This is a genomic window from Flavobacterium bizetiae, assembly GCF_024271895.1.
Classification (GTDB): Bacteria; Bacteroidota; Bacteroidia; order Flavobacteriales; family Flavobacteriaceae; genus Flavobacterium; species Flavobacterium bizetiae.
The window spans coordinates 2,840,153-2,857,449 of sequence record NZ_CP091861.1; the positions used below are offsets into that span (position 1 = coordinate 2,840,153).

Annotated in this window: 17 protein-coding genes; 8 read left to right on the plus strand and 9 right to left on the minus strand. The window is 33.5% G+C overall.

Translation table 11 applies throughout. From position 1 onward, the window contains the following. Window positions 1-5 precede the first annotated feature (5 nt). The 3 genes from L0669_RS12285 to L0669_RS12295 all read right to left on the minus strand — a co-directional run bounded on the left by L0669_RS12285 (window position 6) and on the right by L0669_RS12295 (window position 2,298). Window positions 6-638, minus strand: coding sequence for a hypothetical protein (locus L0669_RS12285; protein WP_173972399.1), 633 nt, complete (start codon window positions 636-638; stop codon window positions 6-8). A 6-nt stretch (window positions 639-644) separates the two neighbouring features. Beyond that, window positions 645-1,139 carry an RNA polymerase sigma factor gene (locus L0669_RS12290; RefSeq protein WP_173972398.1) on the minus strand — a complete coding sequence of 165 codons (495 nt, stop codon included), beginning with the start codon at window positions 1,137-1,139 and terminating at the stop codon, window positions 645-647. Window positions 1,140-1,236: 97 nt separating this feature from the next. Beyond that, window positions 1,237-2,298 (minus strand): DUF3810 domain-containing protein, encoded by a 1,062-nt coding sequence (locus L0669_RS12295; RefSeq protein WP_263763850.1) that lies wholly within the window; start codon window positions 2,296-2,298, stop codon window positions 1,237-1,239. 177 nt (window positions 2,299-2,475) lie between these two features. Between L0669_RS12295 and L0669_RS12300 the strand changes: the two genes are divergently transcribed. Then, a complete protein-coding gene (locus L0669_RS12300) occupies window positions 2,476-3,936 on the plus strand; it encodes an aminoacyl-histidine dipeptidase (protein ID WP_173972396.1) in 1,461 nt (486 codons plus the stop codon). A gap of 314 nt (window positions 3,937-4,250) precedes the next feature. Here L0669_RS12300 and L0669_RS12305 read toward each other — a convergent pair whose 3' ends face one another. From L0669_RS12305 to L0669_RS12315, 3 genes are all read right to left on the minus strand, one after another. After that, window positions 4,251-5,024 (minus strand): carboxypeptidase-like regulatory domain-containing protein, encoded by a 774-nt coding sequence (locus L0669_RS12305; RefSeq protein ID WP_173972395.1) that lies wholly within the window; start codon window positions 5,022-5,024, stop codon window positions 4,251-4,253. 248 nt (window positions 5,025-5,272) lie between these two features. Continuing rightward, entirely contained in the window at window positions 5,273-7,180 is a 1,908-nt protein-coding gene (locus tag L0669_RS12310) for a DEAD/DEAH box helicase (RefSeq protein ID WP_263763853.1), read from the minus strand. Window positions 7,181-7,384: 204 nt separating this feature from the next. Further along, window positions 7,385-7,963, minus strand: a complete 579-nt coding sequence (locus L0669_RS12315; protein WP_263763855.1) for a non-canonical purine NTP diphosphatase — start codon at window positions 7,961-7,963, stop codon at window positions 7,385-7,387. A 92-nt stretch (window positions 7,964-8,055) separates the two neighbouring features. Between L0669_RS12315 and L0669_RS12320 the strand changes: the two genes are divergently transcribed. Next, complete coding sequence (locus L0669_RS12320; RefSeq protein WP_263763857.1) at window positions 8,056-9,834, plus strand: ABC transporter ATP-binding protein; 1,779 nt, start codon at window positions 8,056-8,058, stop codon at window positions 9,832-9,834. On the opposite strand, the gene L0669_RS12325 is transcribed toward L0669_RS12320, so the two are convergent. Then, window positions 9,831-10,202 (minus strand): ribosomal maturation YjgA family protein, encoded by a 372-nt coding sequence (locus L0669_RS12325; protein ID WP_263763859.1) that lies wholly within the window; start codon window positions 10,200-10,202, stop codon window positions 9,831-9,833. The genes L0669_RS12320 and L0669_RS12325 overlap by 4 nt on opposite strands. Before the next feature lie 336 nt (window positions 10,203-10,538). On the opposite strand from L0669_RS12325, the gene L0669_RS12330 reads away from it, so the two are divergent. The 3 genes from L0669_RS12330 to L0669_RS12340 all read left to right on the plus strand — a co-directional run bounded on the left by L0669_RS12330 (window position 10,539) and on the right by L0669_RS12340 (window position 12,804). Next, on the plus strand, window positions 10,539-11,720 hold the full coding sequence (locus L0669_RS12330; protein ID WP_263763861.1) for a glycoside hydrolase family 88 protein: 1,182 nt from the start codon (window positions 10,539-10,541) through the stop codon (window positions 11,718-11,720). Between the two features lie 4 nt (window positions 11,721-11,724). Continuing rightward, the gene (locus L0669_RS12335; protein ID WP_173972386.1) at window positions 11,725-12,132 is read left to right on the plus strand and encodes a hypothetical protein; all 408 of its coding nucleotides are present in this window, start codon (window positions 11,725-11,727) and stop codon (window positions 12,130-12,132) included. 237 nt (window positions 12,133-12,369) lie between these two features. Then, window positions 12,370-12,804 (plus strand): hypothetical protein, encoded by a 435-nt coding sequence (locus L0669_RS12340; protein ID WP_173972384.1) that lies wholly within the window; start codon window positions 12,370-12,372, stop codon window positions 12,802-12,804. Window positions 12,805-12,863: 59 nt separating this feature from the next. Here L0669_RS12340 and L0669_RS12345 read toward each other — a convergent pair whose 3' ends face one another. Continuing rightward, window positions 12,864-14,375, minus strand: a complete 1,512-nt coding sequence (locus tag L0669_RS12345; protein ID WP_263763863.1) for an FMN-binding glutamate synthase family protein — start codon at window positions 14,373-14,375, stop codon at window positions 12,864-12,866. A gap of 33 nt (window positions 14,376-14,408) precedes the next feature. After that, a complete protein-coding gene (locus tag L0669_RS12350) occupies window positions 14,409-15,191 on the minus strand; it encodes an NYN domain-containing protein (RefSeq protein WP_263763865.1) in 783 nt (260 codons plus the stop codon). A 203-nt stretch (window positions 15,192-15,394) separates the two neighbouring features. On the opposite strand from L0669_RS12350, the gene L0669_RS12355 reads away from it, so the two are divergent. The 3 genes from L0669_RS12355 to ric all read left to right on the plus strand — a co-directional run bounded on the left by L0669_RS12355 (window position 15,395) and on the right by ric (window position 17,207). Continuing rightward, window positions 15,395-15,841 carry an RrF2 family transcriptional regulator gene (locus tag L0669_RS12355; protein ID WP_173972379.1) on the plus strand — a complete coding sequence of 149 codons (447 nt, stop codon included), beginning with the start codon at window positions 15,395-15,397 and terminating at the stop codon, window positions 15,839-15,841. Between the two features lie 21 nt (window positions 15,842-15,862). After that, the gene (azu, locus tag L0669_RS12360; RefSeq protein WP_263763867.1) at window positions 15,863-16,381 is read left to right on the plus strand and encodes an azurin; all 519 of its coding nucleotides are present in this window, start codon (window positions 15,863-15,865) and stop codon (window positions 16,379-16,381) included. Between the two features lie 103 nt (window positions 16,382-16,484). Then, on the plus strand, window positions 16,485-17,207 hold the full coding sequence (gene ric / locus L0669_RS12365) for an iron-sulfur cluster repair di-iron protein (protein ID WP_173972375.1): 723 nt from the start codon (window positions 16,485-16,487) through the stop codon (window positions 17,205-17,207). Window positions 17,208-17,297: the final 90 nt, after the last annotated feature.

The window sequence follows — 17,297 nt, forward strand, 5'->3', positions numbered from 1 at the left end:
CCTTATTAAAAATCAATTTTCTTCAATTCCTTATAATTAGCATATAATCTTCGTAATAACGTTCCGTAGATCAATCTGTAAATACACCAGAATATACCCAATAAGCCTAGTATTGTGAGGATTAAAATTCCCACAGTAAAGAACATTGCTTTTCCGTCTGCGGCTAATTTATCTCTTAAAAAGCTCATATCAGGATTATAAACAAAGGTGATGAAATAGCTGAATATAGAGATAACAACCAGCATTCCTAAATTATACCATACGTAATACTGAACTATTTTTCGGGTTCTTAAAATGGTACTCATTAATGTTTTTGTAGCGACAGTTGTTGAAATTGTTTTATAATTTCTATAAAAATTAATCACAAAAAAGAGAACGACTACATAATTGAAATAGGTTAAAATATCCAGAGCCAATACAATTTCAGGATGATTCATTTTTCGCAACAAATCATCCGTATTGATAAATAAGTTAGATAACGACCATAATGTAAACTCCAAAATGCTGATCACTAAAATCCACTTCACGGTTGAAGAAGATTGTTTGTGAATCATTTTGTAGATCTCTGTTTCAGAAATTTGTTGAAAAGAATCCGAGTTCTTTTTCCAGTCTTTTTTTAATAAATCCAGTTCTTTCATAATAATTTAAGGATTTAATATTTTTTTAAGTTTCCCTTTAATTCTGTTCATTTTCACACGTGCATTCACTTCGCTAATTCCGAGAGTTTCGGCTATTTCCTGATAATCTTTGTCTTCTAAATACATAAAAACTAATGCTTTTTCGATGTCATTAAGCTGATAAACGGCTTTGTACATCAATTTTATCTGTTCTTCCTCTTCATAATTGTAATCTACATCTTTTATAAAATGCTGATGACTTTCGTACTCAACAGTTGATACGGTTCGTTTGGTTTTTCGATATAAGGTAATGGCGGTATTTAAGGCAACGCGATACGTCCAGGTCGAAAATTTACTATCGCCCCTAAATTTTGGATAAGCTTTCCATAACTGAATGGTAATTTCCTGAAACAAGTCTTTGTGAGCGTCTTCGCCGGCAGTATATAATCTACAAATCTTGTGGATTATATTCTGATTTGCCTGCAATTGCGCAACAAATAACTGTTCTAGATTTTCGCTCATAAAAGTATTAGTAGTGTTGAAATCACTTTTGTTACAATAATTTTATTTTTTTTGCCACAAATTAAGCAGATTTTAATCTTTAAATTGGTTGTTGGAACTATAAATCTCTTGTTCTGTAATAATTAATCGTCAAATCGATGAATTTACTATAGCCTTCGATGCCGTCTTTTTGATTGTTTGTTTTTAAGAAGTTATCATAAAAAATATGAAAACCTTCATCTATAAAAGTATCGTATTGTTTCCAGAAATCCTGACTTTCCTTGTAATTTTTTAAAATTCCGACATTCACCGTTTTCTTTAATTGCAGAAATACTTTCTCGTTTTTTGCCTGTAATATTCCAAGGCAATATCTAAGCATAAAACTGTATCCTGAATACTTATAATATAAATTATCATTATTTAATGTGGCTAAAATGCCAATAAAATTACATTCGCTTTCGCTGGCAAATCCCATTTGATGTGCCATTTCATGACAACTTGTAAGTGGGAAATTGTACATTGGCAATAAATAATTTACCTGAGCTTCGTTAGTAAAAGGATTTAAATATCCTCCAAAACCCATATAAGTTAAAGGCACACTGAAAAGGGACTTTTTGATGCTTGAGATTTGATAATTAAAATACGAATATTCTTTAGCCAGATTTTCATAACCGTTTAAATTCATTTTAAAAGCTTCTGTCTGCGTATAAGGAAAAACGACTTTAGCGCTGTCGTTTTTAGTGATCTGAAGCTGAATTTCATTCGTTTTCAGAATTAATTTCTTTGTAAAAGCCAATAAATCGGCATCAGTATATTCTCTTTTGATTTCCATTTTTTCAAAAAGAGGCTCTCTGTAATAATTAAAAGCCCACAGAAAATGGAAGAAAAAGTAAAAGACAGAAAATTTTCCTAAAATTTTTAGGAGATGATCTTTCCAGTCAGTTCTCCATGTTTTTCGTATTTTCCAAAACCATCCTATTATAGATAAAATTAAAATCGCATAAATGCAGTCGCCCACAGAAAATGGAATTTTGCCTAAAATACTTCTTGAGAAGTGCGAAATTCTAACATATAAATTGTTGCTGTAAAAGCCTTCGACATAATCTGGAAAATATCTAAGGATTCTTAAAAAGATGATTTGAACTAATAGAAATAGGGGAAGAATGTATTTTGATTTCACAGTACAATTTTTGGATACGTAAATATAAATACAATTATTATAACTAAAAAAGAATTGCATTTGTGGAATTTGATTTTAAAGATGATAATTAGTGCTAATTCGAGAAATTTGTGGCGAAAAAAAAGATAAACTTTGTAACTTTGACATTCTTAATTGTTAAACTTCAAACAAAATATAATGAGTCAGGAAATAAGAAATCTGGAACCTAAAGCGCTATGGAATAAATTCGCTGATTTAAATGCAGTTCCGCGTCCGTCAAAGAAAGAAGAACGTGTGATCGAGTTTATGAAAGACTTTGGAAACAGCTTAGGTTTAGAAACTTTTGAAGACGAAATTCGAAATGTAATCATCAGAAAACCGGCAACTCCGGGAATGGAAAATCGTAAAGCAATCGTTATGCAAGGGCATCTTGATATGGTGCACCAGAAAAATGCAGATACTGTTTTTGATTTTGACAAACAAGGAATCGACATGTATGTTGATGGTGACTGGGTTCGTGCGCGTGGTACTACACTTGGGGCTGACAACGGGCTGGGAGTAGCAACAATTATGGCCATTTTAGAAAGTAAAGACATTCCTCATCCTGCGATCGAAGCTTTGTTTACTATTGATGAAGAAACCGGAATGACAGGAGCTTTAAATTTAAAAGGAGGAATTCTTCAAGGTCAGATTCTTTTGAATTTAGACACAGAAGAAGATGATGAAATTGATATAGGTTGTGCCGGTGGAATCGATGTAACAGCTACAAGAACTTATAATGAAGAAGAAGTTCCGGAAGGATCAGTTGGACATATTATTACCGTAAAAGGGCTTAATGGTGGTCATTCAGGAATGGATATTCATAAAGGTTTAGGAAACGCTAATAAAATTATGAACCGTTTGTTATTTGATGCTTTTGAAAACTTTGGTTTGCAAGTAGTTGAAATTAATGGTGGAAGTTTAAGAAATGCAATTCCGAGAGAAAGTGTTGCAAAAGTTATTATTTCTGAAATGTTTGATGAAGCGTATATTTTTGATATGCAGGAAATCATCAATGATATTAAAGCCGAGTATAAAACGACAGAACCAAACCTTACTATAGAAATCGTAAAATGCGATTTGCCAGAGAAAGTAATGGATTTAGGAGTTCAGGAAGGAATTATTCGCGCGATTTATGCAGCTCATAACGGAGTGTACAGAATGAGTGCTGATATGGAAGATTTAGTTGAAACTTCAAATAATATTGCTCGTGTTATTGTAAAAGACGGAGAGATATCTATTGGATGTTTGACGCGTTCATCTGTAGAAACTTCAAAATTTGATTTAGCAAATGCATTACGTTCTGCTTTTGAATTGGTAGGTTGCGAAGTAGAATTATCAGGTTCTTATCCAGGTTGGACTCCAAATGTAAATTCTGAAATATTAGATACTTTGGTTGGAATCTATGAAAAACAAAATAACGAAAAGCCAAAAGTAGTAGCTTGTCATGCAGGTTTAGAATGTGGAATTTTAGGAACAAATTATCCTGACATGGATATGATTTCTTTTGGACCAACAATTCACGGTGCACATTCACCAGATGAAAGAGCGAGTATTTCTTCGGCTCAAAAATATTGGAAATTTGTGTTAGAAATCCTTTCTAATATTCCGGTTAAATAATAAGTCACAGTATTCAGTCGCAGTCTCGGTATTCAGTTTTTAAGGAACTGCAAACTGAGACTGCAAACTGAGACTGAAAACTTAATCTCTTTTGGGAGAATTTTTCTTCTCTCTTTTTTCTTCCTTCTTTTCTTTAGCCGTTTTTAACGGTTCTTTTTTTGCTGTTTTTTTAGCGTCTTGACTTTTTGCCATAATATCTTGATTTTGTTTGTGTTATTGATAATGGTAAATGTAAGGTTTTTAAAATCCTAAAGGAATAAAAAAATCCCCAATTTATAAAATTGAGGATTTAAATATAGGTTTAAATGTAAAATTTAATTTCGTTTCAGGACCTTATATTGTTCGTAACAACCATTAATAGCGTCCATGATCTGTAAATCGTTTGCTGATTGTATAAAGGCTTCTGAGTAGTTGCATCGCTGTAAAATTTCAGGAATTTCATCTTTGCTAATTCCTAGTAATACTGATACAGTTTCGCGATCGTATTTTGATTCCAGCAGATTTCGAACAGTATCATCTTTTCTCATTTCCTTTAGCTTCCTCAGTTCTTTTCCATTTTTTCCAAAGAAACCATAAAGTACATCGGCGGGATTAAAGATGGATCCTAAAACTTTTCCAAAAGCATTTGGAGAATATTCACCTGCTTCATAACCTTGTGTAAGACCTGAAATGCTGTAACGATAGTTTTCTTTTGTAGGAATTAATTTTGAATCGACCTCAAGATAACCTGTTAAGTTAAAAGGAGCGATAATAACTTCCTCAAGAGCAATTGCTTTTTCAGTAAGCTGAATTCTTGTTACTTTATTTTTTATCCAGTCATTCGTTACCCTGATTCTTAAAGATTGAAATCCTAAAATCGAAAAGTGAATGGTATCGTTTAACTGAACATCTATCTCAAAATATCCTTTAGCATCAGATTTTGCACCTCGAACCTTGTTTGTGTTGATGATATTAACATTGGCAAGTGGTTGTTTGCTATTGTCGTTAATAATGTAACCAGACACTCTTTGGGGTACTGTAGACTCACTGTCTTGCGCAAAACCAATTGTAGATAGTAATGTAAAAAAGAAAACTGCGAAATATTTCATATCCTGATTTAAAGCTCTAAAAGTACTAAATAGGGATTAAATATTTCGCAGACTTCGAATATAATTATCAGAAAATTAACAAAGCTACTAATGCTGCTTTTTATATTTAAATAAAATAGGATAAAGAAGTTTAGATTGCATTGTTCTGGATCTAATTTTTATCGAGGTTAAAATTCTTATAACAAAAAAAATCCCAAATTCCGGTTATGTTTGGAATTTGGGATTTTGTATTTCAAGATATAAAAATATTAATCTCTTCTTGGTCTTCTTGGTCTTGGTGAATCACCAAAGCTTTCAGAACGTCTAGGAGCTCTGTCTGAACCACCTTCGCTTCTTGGAGCTGAACTTCTAAAACCACCTTCTCTTTTTGGAGCAGATGAGTTTCTGTCGCTTCTGAAACCACCTTCTCTAGGAGCAGAGTTTCTGTCGCTTCTGAATCCACTACCAGAACCTTCACGTCTTGGAGCAAAACTTCCTTCACGTCTCGGTCCAGAACTACGTCCTCCACCGCTACGTCCATTATGGTCACGTCTTCCGCCACCATCATTTTTAGAAATTTCAACATTAATACGACGTCCTTCTAATTGTACGTTGTTTAATACTTCCATTACTTTTTCAGTGTGCTCAGGATCAGTGTTAAAGAAAGAGAAACCTTCTTTAACATCTACTTTGAAAACGTCATCACGACCTAAGTCTAATGTTTCTTTCAAGTAATCTTTAAGAGACATCCAGTCGAAATTATCTCTTGAACCAATGTTTACAAAGTAACGAACTGCTCCGTTATTATTGAATTCTCTTGGCTCAGAATCATTTCTTTCGCGTCTTTCTCCAGATTGAGTAGAAATATCTCTGTTCTTTTTGTAGTAAGCAATAAAACGGTTGAATTCTACAGATACCATTTTCTTAATCAATTCCTCTTTAGATAAACCTTCAAGAACATTGTTAATAGCTGGTAAATAGTTGTCAATTTCGTGATCAACTTCAGTATCTTTAATTTTGTTTGCTAAGTGCAACAATTGAATTTCGCAAATCTCAATTCCAGATGGAATTGGTTTTTCTTCAAATTTTTGTTTGATGATTCTTTCGATAGAAGAAATTTTACGTAACTCACTTTTTGTAACAATTACAATAGAAGTTCCTAATTTTCCAGCTCTACCTGTACGGCCTGAACGGTGATTGTAAGTTTCAATTTCGTCAGGAAGTTGGTAATTTACTACGTGAGTAATATTATCAACATCAATACCACGTGCAGCAACGTCAGTAGCAACAAGCATCTGAATTTGTCTTCCACGGAAAGATTTCATTACACCATCACGTTGCGCCTGAGATAAATCTCCGTGCAATGCAGCAGCGCTGTATCCATCTTCAATTAATTTTTCAGCTACAGCTTGTGTATCTCTTTTAGTACGACAGAAAACCACAGAGAAAATGTCTGGGTTAGCATCGGCTAAACGTTTTAAAGCTTCGTAACGGTCACGTGCATTTACTAAGTAAAATTCGTGAGAAACTGTTGCAGAACCTGAGTTCTTAGCTCCAACAGTAATTTCAACCGGTTCGCTCATGAATTGTTTTGCAATTCTGGCAACCTCTTGTGGCATAGTTGCAGAGAACAACCATGTACTTTTTTGATCTGGAGTATCTGATAAAATAGATACGATATCCTCATAAAATCCCATGTTCAGCATTTCGTCAGCCTCATCAAGAATACAGTAATCTATATTTTTAATGTTAACCAATCCTCTGTTGATCATGTCTTGCATTCTCCCAGGAGTAGCCACAATAATTTGTGCTCCTCTTTTAATGTCTCTAGCTTGCTCTGTAATACTAGCCCCGCCGTAAACTGCTACCACATTAATACCTTTCTCGTATTTTGAGTAGTTTTTAAGTTCGTTGGTAATCTGTAAACAAAGTTCTCGTGTTGGCGATAAAACTAATGCTTGTGTATTTTTGTTGTCAGCATCAATTTTTTGAATTAGCGGAAAACCGAAAGCTGCCGTTTTCCCTGTCCCTGTCTGAGCCAACGCAACCATATCTGTGTCTTTTTCCAATAATAGGGGAATCGCCTTTTCCTGTACCTCTGACGGATTTTCAAATCCTAGATCTAAAATCGCCTTCAGTAACGATTCATTCAATCCTAATTGTTCAAATTTATTCATATGTATTTTTAAAATAGGGTGCAAAATTACTGTTAATTATTCAGATAAACTAATGCTATTTTAAGAATTATGTATTTGTTATGATTTGATTATCAAAAAGTTATGTTTAGTGTAGCACGATTTTTTTCTAACAATCCAGAAAATTCGGGAAAAATACGTCGTGAAATATAAATTTTGGGCTCTAAAATGTTGTATTCTAAACAATTATTTTGCTGCGTTCAGAAAATCAATTAGTTGGTGAGTTGCTTTTGCACGATGACTGATTGTGTTTTTGATGTCTGAGGCCAGTTCAGCAAAAGTCTCAGTATAATTTTCAGGTTGAAAAATAGGGTCATAACCAAAGCCGTGATTTCCTGTTTTATTAAGAATAATGTTTCCTTTTGCAATTCCGGTAAATAAATGCTGTTCTCCTTTTAAATTTAAAGCAATAACAGTTTTAAATTGAGCGCTTCGATCTTCTTTATCTGACAAAGCGTTCAAAAGTTTGTTCATATTATCATCGGCATTGCGCTGTTCTCCGGCATATCGTGCAGAATAAACGCCAGGTTCTCCGTTTAAAGCGGTAACTTCTAAACCCGTATCATCGGCAAAACAATCGTAACCGTATTTTTCAGTAACATAATTGGCTTTCAAAATGGCATTTCCTTCAATCGTATCGGCAGTTTCGGGAATTTCTTCGTGACAGCCAATTTCTTCTAAACTTAATAATTGAATAGATCCTTTTAGGATGCTTTGAATTTCTTTGATTTTATTGAGATTGTTTGAAGCGAAAACCAATTGCATGATGCTATATTTTTAAAGTTGATTCTTGAGAGTAATTCTAAAACACAAATTTAGAATTCTTATATTTGATATGCGACATGAAACAAAAATAAATGCAGATATCATTATTATATAAAAAAATAACCCCTTTTGTTAAGCCTTACAAAAAGATGGTTATTGCTACTTTGCTGCTTACTTTTTTAGGATCGTTTGCGGCTCAGGTAAATGCATTAATATTAAAGTATACCGTAGATTCTATTAGTGATCTAATGGTGGCGCATAAACCTTTATCAGAAGGGTTTCATTTATTAGGTATAATAAGTATCGTTTTGCTTTCGAAAGAGTTGGTATATTCTGTGGTGCAGTTTGGTCAGAAATTTTATGGGGAAAAACTGCGAATCTTTATTACGCGGGATATATCTCAGGCAATTGTCGAAAAAAATCTGAGTTATCGAATGGAGTTTTATACTTCTAACGAAAATGAAAGCGGTAAACTGCAAACCAGAATCGATTTAGGAATTAGCAGCTTAACACGATTGGTTCAGAACTTTTTTATCGATATTTTGCCTTTGTTTGCCAATGCTTTTGTGGCTCTGGCAATTATGTTTTATGCCAATGTTTATGTGGGGCTGGTAAGTTTGTGTATTATTCCGATCTACTTTTATATAAGTCAGTTGCAGGCCACAAAACTGAGTGGTTTTAGACGAAGAATGCGCAATTATCGCGAAACAAAAAATAACGGAATTATCAGTTTAATCGAATCGATCACGGTGATAAAATCGTTTGTTCGCGAACCTATGGAAGCGGATCGTCATAAAGACATTCAGTTTGAAATGACCGAAAATCAGCTTGAAACCAGAAAAACCAGTTTTATTTTTGAAAGTGTAAAAGGCTTTGTAGAACAAATAGGAGTTGTCATTATCATTATTCTAACAGCTTATTTTGTGCTGAATAATACGATGACAATTGGTGCGATCATGTTTCATATTATGTTGTTTAATAATGTATCTGCGCCAATCAGACAATTACATCGCATTTATGATGAAGTCAATGATGCTTTGATTTATTCTGAAGGATTTTTTGATATTTTAGAATCGGATAATGAAAAAGAAACCAGCGGAGATTATAGTCCTGAAAAAATAGTAGGACTTATAGAAGTTAAAAATGTCGATTTTGTTTACCCAAATGGGACAAAAGCACTTTTTGGAATTGATTTTACCATTAAACCAAATGAAACTACTGCTTTGGTAGGATTAAGCGGAGCAGGAAAAAGTACTATTATCAATTTATTGGATAAGTTTTACCTGCCTTCATCTGGAAAGATATACCTGGACGGAGTAGATTTAAATGATTATAATACTGATTTTCTGCGCAAAAATATTGGATTGGTGTTGCAGAAGAATCACATTTTTAAGGGTACAATTGCCGAGAATATTTTATACGGAAAACCCAATGCCACACAAACTGAAATTATAGAAGCGGCCAAGAAAGCTTATATTCATGAACAAGTCATGCAGTTGCCAAAAGGATATGATTCTGATGCGCATTTACTTTCGGGAGGACAGCAACAACGTATTGCTATCGCAAGATTGTTTCTAAAAAATCCACCTATTATTTTCTTAGATGAGCCAACAGCAAGTTTGGACGCAATAGCAACAGAGCAAATAAAAAAATCCCTTGATGCTATTAAAAAAGATAGAACTGTAATTATTATTTCGCATAGTATTTCTCAAATTATTGATGCAGCAAACATCATTGTTTTAGAAGAGGGAAGATGCGTCGAAAAAGGAACTCATGACGAACTGTATGATAATAAATCCGTGTATTATCAAATATTTACGGCAATGGCAAATAGTCTGAATATTGATAAAATTACGCAAACCTTAGATTAGAGTTTGTTTCTTAAAGTGATTCTTTCGATTATAACAGTTGTCAGAATTCCAAAAGTATAGGCCAGAATATCGGTCCATAAAAATCCTTGTCCTAATACATATCTTCCAAAAAGAGTCTTTCTGATTTCAATAATCCATTCTGATTGATAGAGCTGGAAAAATTCGATGGCATAACATATTAATAAAGAAGTAATCATTATTTGAATTGCTTTTTTATCAATTAGTATTATTCTGACCAGAACATACATCATAACAGCGTAAAGAAAATCTCCGGTACACAAGGGTATTACATCAAATTTTCTGGAGAAGATTCCGAGGAAAATAATGAGTAGGAGAATGATGAAGTAGTAAAGTTGTTTTCTTTTCAAGCTGAGTTAAGTTTGGGGACAAATTTATATTAAATCTTTTATTTGTAGATACTGAGTGATTTCTCTTTGTTAAAGTTTTAAACTTTGACAAAGAGTAAATAGAAATGAAGTATTCAATAAACATTATTATGAAAATGATTGCCCTAGCCCCGATAGAAGAGGAAATCCTTTTGTGCCGGCGTTCGGCACAAAAGATTGCAACGTATAGCGGGATCAGCTCCTAAAAAAAGGCATCAATAGTCCACTTTTAGGGAACGAAAAATACAAACCTTCAAATAAGTTTACTTTATTTTATAAATTTATCGGTTAAACAAATTATCTACTAAAAATAACCACATGAATGTAAAATTTTTTACCCTGATTGCTGCTGTATTTCTTTTAGGAAATCAAAGTTATGCTCAAAAAAACAACTCGTTTAATGTAAAAAAACAACTCGAATATTGTGCAGAACAAGCATCAAAAACCTTAAAAGTAATTCCTAATGACGGAACTTCTCCGCGAACGGTTCCTAATGGAAGCAAAGACTGGAAATTTGTCAATTATAAAGATTGGACAAGTGGATTCTGGCCGGGAGAATTATGGTATTTGTATGAAGCAACGGGAGATAAAAAATGGGAAAAAGAGGCGGATAAATTCAGTCAGTTTTTAAAGCCTTTATCGGTTAGTAAAGCCAATGATCACGATTTGGGCTTTCAAATTTTTAATAGTTTCGGAAACGGATATCGTTTGACAAAAAATCCGGAATACAAAGACGTTATTCTGAAAACTGCTGATACTTTGGCTACACTTTTTAATCCAAAAGTGGGTACTACAATATCATGGCCTCACAATAAAATGGGTGGTCATAATACGATCATCGACAATATGATGAATTTGGAATTGCTTTTTTGGGCTTCTAAAAACGGAGGTAATAAAAAGTTGTATGACATTGCAGTAAAACATGCAGAAACTACGATGAACAATCATTTTAGACCAGATTACAGTTCGTATCATGTTATTATTTACGATTATGAAACCGGTAAAAAAATACAAGGCAGGACTGCGCAAGGTTATAGCGATGATAGTATGTGGGCGAGAGGCCAGGCATGGGCTATTTATGGTTTTACAATGGTTTACAGAGAAACAAAAGATCCTAAGTTTTTAGATTTTGCCCATAAATTAACGCGTGTTTATTTAGACAGATTAACTACCGAAGATTTGATTCCGTACTGGGATTTTGATGCGCCGGGAATCCCAAATGAGCCAAGAGATGCTTCGGCTGCTGCTATTGTGTCTTCGGCACTTATGGAGTTGAGTTCGTATACAAAAGATGCAAATCTTAAGAAAGAATATTTGACAAAATCGAAAAAGATGATTGTTTCACTTTCAGATCATTATCAAAGCCGCGATGTTAATTCGGCATTTTTATTACATTCTACAGGTCATAAACCTGCCGGAAGCGAAATAGATTGTTCTATAAATTATGCAGATTATTATTATCTTGAAGCACTTTTAAGACTTCAAAAATTAAAAAAATAGCATTATGATGAAAAGAATTATCCAAATTTCGTGTGTCCTTGCTCTTGTTGTAGTATTGGTGAGCTGTAAAAATGCAAAACAAAAATTGCAGGAATATGTTAAGACTTATAATAGTACAGCCGCAACTTTTAAAGCTGATAATGTTACGCTTACAACGGCCAGAGGATATATTAATGACGATAAAATCGAATTGCGTTTTGAAACTGATTTAGAACAGAATGAATCGAATAAGATAAAAGCGAACCAATCGTTTCCTAAGCTGTTGAAAGAAATGATCAATAAAAACGAAATCCCTAAAGAACTTGTTGAAGAAGGAATTCAATTTGATGCCTATTTTTTGGCAGGTGACAATACAGTTCTGGTAAAAGAGATTATAAATAAAGAATCTATAAATGAATTATTACAGAAATAGTTTAGTTTTATAATTGCACAAAGCCGCTTTAATCGTTTTTAAAGCGGCTTTTTTTATTTGTTTTTTAACTGTAGAAGTAGTAGACACGAGTCCCGGTTTAGTGTAAATGGTTGTTTATTTTGGGATAATTTATTTGTAGTCAAATAATTACACGCTTTATTTTTGTAAAATGATGTTGCTTTTGTTTGAAAAGTTCATTATGTTTGAGTTAAAAAATAACCTAAAACCTAAAAATTTATGAAAAAAATTACCCAAATCGCATTTATTGCTGTTGTTGTGTTGTTAATGGTAAGTTGTAAAAATACCAAGCAAAAAATTCAGGAGCACGTAAGTACTTATAATAATTCGTCATCAATAAAAGGCAGTGGTATTACGAGTACGACAGCAAAAGCATTTTTGAATGACAACAAAATCGAAATTAGAATTGAAACCAATTTAGAAGAAAACGATACCAATAAATTAACCTACAAAGAATCGTTTCCTGATTTGTTGAAAGAAATGATCAAAAACGATCAAATTTCGAGAGCATTAATAGAAGAAGGAGTAAAATTTGATGTGTACTTTTTAGCGTATAATAATGCTATTCTTGCGCAACGAATAGTAGATAAAGAAGAACTGGCAGTTTTAGAAAACACAGCAGATTCTAAAGAAAAAGTAACTGCAAAATTGTAGTTTGAAGAAAATAGCAAAAAATAAAGCCTCTTTGAGATTATGCAAAGAGGCTTGTTTTTTTATTTTTTAGTAACATTTGTTAAGATATCCGGGAAATAAGAATCGGATAAATGACCAAACTCATCACCACGCATAAAGATATTGATGTCAACATCGGCAAAACTGTTTTTGCCTGCTGCTGCTAAAAGTTCATTGGCAGAATGCAAAGTGTTTTTATGAAAATGATACACACGATCTGATTTATCGGTAACAACAAGTCCTTTCATTAGCATCTTGTTTTGGGTAGCAACTCCGGTAGGGCATTCGTTATTATGACAACGTAAAGCCTGAATACAACCTAATGAAAACATAAATCCACGAGCGCTATTACACATGTCTGCACCTAATGCAATGGCGTGTAAAATGGAGTAACCCGAAATGATTTTTCCGCTGCCAATAATGCGTATTTTATCGCGAATATTTAGGCCTACCAAAGTTTTATTTACAAATATTAAAGCAGGTTCAAAAGGCATTCCTACACCATCAGCAAATTCTAACGGAGCAGCTCCTGTTCCTCCTTCGGCACCATCGATAGTAATAAAATCAGGGTAAATATCTTCGGCAATCATTTCGTGGCAAATGGCTTCAAATTCAGCTGTATTTCCAATACATAATTTAAATCCAATAGGTTTCCCGTTTGATAATTGACGTAATTGTGCAATAAAATGAATAAGTCCTTTAATATCAGCAAAAGCATGATGACCAGGAGGAGAAAGAATCATGGTATGAGGTTCAACTCCTCTTATTTTAGCAATTTGCTCCGTATTTTTGGCTGCCGGAAGCACACCTCCATGACCTGGTTTTGCACCTTGCGAAAGCTTAATTTCGATCATTTTTACGTTAGGAAGATTCGCTTTCTCTGAAAATTTTTCAGGGCTAAAGTTTCCTTCGGCATCACGACATCCAAAATATCCTGTACCAATTTGCCAGGTAATATCTCCGCCGCCGGCAAGATGAAATTCAGTTAAACCACCTTCTCCCGTATTTTGGTAGAAGTTTCCTTTTTTAGCACCAATATTGATCGCACGAACAGCATTTTCACTTAATGAACCAAAACTCATGGCCGATACATTAAATAGAGAAGCTAAATAAGGTTGTTTACAATCTTTTCCGCCCACTAATACACGAGGTAATTCTTCGTTGACTTTTGCCGGAAAGATAGAATGTTTTATTCCCTCATAACTATCATGGTTTAGGTTTTGCTGTGTTCCGAAAGGCGTACTCGAATCAATATTTTTGGCTCTTTGATACACTAAAGAACGCTGGTTTCTGGAGAAAGGTCTTCCGTCAGTTGATCTTTCGATAAAATATTGCTGAATTTCAGGTGCTATCATTTCGAATAAATACCTGAAATAACCCAGAACCGGGAAGTTTCGTAAAATAGCGTGTTTTTCCTGAAGTGCATTATAAACACCAATAACCAGTAAGATAGGAATGATAATAACCAGTAAAAAACCACGATCGGTTTTAAGATAGATTGCAAAAACAATTAGAAACAATAAGAATCCGTAGATGAAGAATTTTTTTCTCATGTTTATAAAATTTAAAAAATAATAGTTGAATAATTAATTGAATCGCAGGCGTACATAAACATGTTTAATGCCTTTTTTATCTGATTCTCTTTCGTCGATCTCCAGAATATCAGTTAGCGATTTTAGCATGGGTGTAAGTTTAGAAAAACCATAATTTCTTGGGTCAAATTCCGGTTTTTTCTTTACAATTAAGTTTCCTACATCTCCTAAAAATGCCCAGCCATCATCATCTTCGATGTCTTCGATCGTAGCTTCGATAAGTTCAATCGTCGGTGCATCAATTTTGTGTAAGGCTTTTTCGGCAGGTTTTTCTACCGGTTTTTTAGCGTCGGCTGCAGTAGTTGTTTTTGGTTTTTTCTTCTGGATTGCACCATCAAGAACCTCAATATAAATAAATCGGTCGCAGGCAACAATAAAAGAATTTGGAGTCTTTTTTTCGCCAATACCAATTACTTTCATTCCTGATTCTCTTAATCTTATGGCCAAACGGGTAAAATCGCTATCGCTCGATACGATGCAAAATCCGTCTAGTTTTCCGGAATAAAGTAAATCCATAGCATCGATAATCAAAGCAGAATCGGATGAATTTTTACCTACCGTATAGCTGTATTGCTGAATAGGGGTAATGGCATGTTCTAGTAAAACAGCTTTCCAGCCATTAGAATTTGGCTTGGTCCAATCAGCATAAATACGTTTTGTGGTTGGTGTGCCAAATTTTGTTATTTCTTCCATCATGCCTTTTACATTACTGTAAGGCACATTATCGGCATCAATAAGAACGGCTAGTTTGAGATCTTTTGAGTTGCTTAAAGCCATTTTTTAGGTGTTAGGAAAATTAGTACTTCCAAAGGTAAAACTAAAATTGGTTTTTATTAGAATTTGGTGCTGAATTAGTGTTTTGTTCCATATTAATTATTTTGGTTATAAATAAGAGTGATTTTTATAATAAAACAAATAAAGATAAATTTGTCTTTTATATTGAATTTGAATATATTTGTAGTCAATCAACAAATTTTCCTATGTTTTCAAAAGCCTGCGAGTACGGAATCAGAGCTTCGATATTTATCGCCACTAAATCATCAAAAGGAATTAGGGTTGGTATAAAAGATGTTGCGAAAGAAATTGATTCGCCAGAACCTTTTACAGCCAAAATAATGCAAATTTTGACTAAAAACGGAATCATCGAGTCATCAAAAGGAGTAGGAGGCGGCTTTGAAGTTTCTGATAATGCTGTAAAATCGATTAAATTAATTCAGATTGTTGATGCGATCGATGGCGATACTATATATAAAGGTTGCGGTATAGGATTAAAAGAATGCTCAGAAATTAAACCCTGTCCGGTGCATAAAGAGTTTAAAAAAGTACGTGAATTGCTTTTAGAGATGCTTACTAATACCACGTTAGAACAGCTTGCCTCCGGAGTTAAAACGGGTGATTTTTTTCTTAGAATAAACGATAGAGAATAATAAAAATTTAAATACTTAGTGATGAATAAAAAAATTAGAATTTCGATTGTATTGCTAATGGGATGTTTAGCAATAACTTCTTGTGGTAAAAAAGATGCTGCAACGACTGAAGAGCCAACAGAAATAAACGAAACTACATCTGATGAAGGGCATCCTGCAGCTGCCAGTAATGTTTTAGTTATTACAGGAGATGATCAAATGCAGTTTAATACTAAAGAATTAAGAGCCGAAGCCGGAAAGCCAATTACTTTAACACTTAAACATATTGGTAAGATACCTAAACAGGCAATGGGACATAATATTGTAATTTTGCAGGAAGGTACCAATGAAGCAGATTTTGCAGTTAAAGCCGCAGCAGCTCAGGAAACAGATTATATTCCAGCTTCAGAAAAAGCTTCAATTATTGCTCATACTAAATTATTGGGCGGAGGAGAACAAGATACAATCGAATTTACTATTGATAAAAAAGGAACATATAATTTCTTATGTTCATTCCCTGGGCACTTTGCGATGATGAAAGGTGTTTTAATTGTTGAATAAATAAAAGGACTCTAATCCTGCTTTCTAGGTTAGAGTTTTTTCTTAAACTAATAAAAGATTAATTTGTCTTTTATTGTGTGTAATATCAAAAAAAAATAAAAAAATGGAGAATTTAAGAGATAAAACAGTAGGGTCATTTGTGACAGAAGATTTTAGAACAGCGGCAGTATTTACAAAATACAAAATTGATTTTTGCTGCAAAGGAGGTAAAACCATCAATGAAGTTTGTTTAAAACAAGGAATTGATACGAGAGTTTTACTGAAAAAACTTAATGAAGTTTTACTTGCAGAAGATTCAAATGTCATTGATTTTAACTCGTGGCCTTTGGATTTATTGGCAGACTATATCGAAAAAACACATCATAGATATGTTGTAGATAAATCGGTTATTATCATGCAGTTTTTAAATAAACTTTGCAATGTGCACGGAGGACGACATGAAGAATTGTTTAAGATAAATGAATTGTTTAACCAATGTGTTACTGAATTATCGCAGCACATGAAAAAAGAAGAACAAGTTTTGTTTCCGTTTATCAAAAACATGGTAAAAGCTAAAGAAAGAGACGAAGCTGTTCTTCAGCCGCCTTTTGGATCAGTTGCTAACCCAATTGCCATGATGACGCATGAACATGAGGTAGAAGGAGAAAGATTTAATGAAATTTCTAATCTCACTAATAATTATACAGCACCAGCCGACGGATGTACTACATATAAAGTAACATTTGCCATGCTAAGAGAGTTTGAGGAAAATCTCCATACGCATATTCATTTAGAAAATAATATATTGTTCCCTAAAGCAGTAATTTTAGAAAAAGAGTTTTCTTAAAACTGGTTTATAAAAAAGCACTGACGAGTCTCTAACTTATCAGTGCTTTTTTTAATTATAATTGAATTCAATTTCAATGAAATACTTTAA

Excerpts from the sequence above, each read along its gene's own strand:
- ric (WP_173972375.1), top strand. The coding sequence starts at position 16,485 with ATGGAGAATTTAAGAGATAAAACAGTAGGGTCATTTGTGACAGAAGAT.
- azu (WP_263763867.1), top strand. The coding sequence starts at position 15,863 with ATGAATAAAAAAATTAGAATTTCGATTGTATTGCTAATGGGATGTTTA.
- L0669_RS12310 (WP_263763853.1), bottom strand. The coding sequence starts at position 7,180 with ATGAATAAATTTGAACAATTAGGATTGAATGAATCGTTACTGAAGGCG.
- L0669_RS12300 (WP_173972396.1), top strand. The coding sequence starts at position 2,476 with ATGAGTCAGGAAATAAGAAATCTGGAACCTAAAGCGCTATGGAATAAA.
- L0669_RS12355 (WP_173972379.1), top strand. The coding sequence starts at position 15,395 with ATGTTTTCAAAAGCCTGCGAGTACGGAATCAGAGCTTCGATATTTATC.
- L0669_RS12330 (WP_263763861.1), top strand. The coding sequence starts at position 10,539 with ATGAATGTAAAATTTTTTACCCTGATTGCTGCTGTATTTCTTTTAGGA.
- L0669_RS12290 (WP_173972398.1), bottom strand. The coding sequence starts at position 1,139 with ATGAGCGAAAATCTAGAACAGTTATTTGTTGCGCAATTGCAGGCAAAT.
- L0669_RS12335 (WP_173972386.1), top strand. The coding sequence starts at position 11,725 with ATGATGAAAAGAATTATCCAAATTTCGTGTGTCCTTGCTCTTGTTGTA.
- L0669_RS12305 (WP_173972395.1), bottom strand. The coding sequence starts at position 5,024 with ATGAAATATTTCGCAGTTTTCTTTTTTACATTACTATCTACAATTGGT.
- L0669_RS12340 (WP_173972384.1), top strand. The coding sequence starts at position 12,370 with ATGAAAAAAATTACCCAAATCGCATTTATTGCTGTTGTTGTGTTGTTA.
- L0669_RS12345 (WP_263763863.1), bottom strand. The coding sequence starts at position 14,375 with ATGAGAAAAAAATTCTTCATCTACGGATTCTTATTGTTTCTAATTGTT.
- L0669_RS12350 (WP_263763865.1), bottom strand. The coding sequence starts at position 15,191 with ATGGCTTTAAGCAACTCAAAAGATCTCAAACTAGCCGTTCTTATTGAT.
- L0669_RS12320 (WP_263763857.1), top strand. The coding sequence starts at position 8,056 with ATGCAGATATCATTATTATATAAAAAAATAACCCCTTTTGTTAAGCCT.
- L0669_RS12315 (WP_263763855.1), bottom strand. The coding sequence starts at position 7,963 with ATGCAATTGGTTTTCGCTTCAAACAATCTCAATAAAATCAAAGAAATT.
- L0669_RS12285 (WP_173972399.1), bottom strand. The coding sequence starts at position 638 with ATGAAAGAACTGGATTTATTAAAAAAAGACTGGAAAAAGAACTCGGAT.